Raw genomic sequence first — 499 nt, forward strand, 5'->3', positions numbered from 1 at the left:
AGCAGGACCCGCACCAACGGTCCCGTCCGCAGATCGAACGGGGTCCGGGTCTCGGCGAGCAGCAGCCGGTCCCGCTCCTGGTCACGCTCCTCCTCCGTGGCCGACGTGAGGTCAACGAACCGGACTGGCAGCTCCATCTCGGAATGGACGACCTGCACGCCCTGCCCGTCGACGGTGTCGAAGGTGGTCCGCAACGATTCGTGCCGGTCCGCGAGGACCGACAGGGCTTCCCGCAGGGCTTCCCGGTTCAGGTTCCCGGTGAGCCTCAGCCCCAGCAGGGAGATGTACTCGTTGGTTCCCCTGGCGAAGTCGTCCAGGAACCACAGACGTTCCTGCGCGAAGGACAGCGGGATCCGAGCCGGCCTCGACGGGGCTGGGACCAACGCGGCGACCGCCGTCTCACCGGAGGCGGAGGGATCGGTCCCGCCCACGGCGGTAGCGAGTTCGGCGACCGTCGGGTGGTCGAACAGCGCGCGCGGAGACAACGCCACCCCGAACT

The 499-nt window shown here is 69.3% G+C and carries 1 protein-coding gene; it reads right to left on the bottom strand.

The window, feature by feature from the left end:
• A partial coding sequence (locus tag ACTIDRAF_RS31400; protein ID WP_245533643.1) for a condensation domain-containing protein occupies nucleotides 1-485 on the bottom strand: 485 nt, incomplete at its 3' end.
• Between the last annotated feature and the right edge of the window lie 14 nt (nucleotides 486-499).

This window comes from Actinoalloteichus spitiensis RMV-1378 (assembly GCF_000239155.1).
GTDB lineage: Bacteria > Actinomycetota > Actinomycetes > Mycobacteriales > Pseudonocardiaceae > Actinoalloteichus_B > Actinoalloteichus_B spitiensis.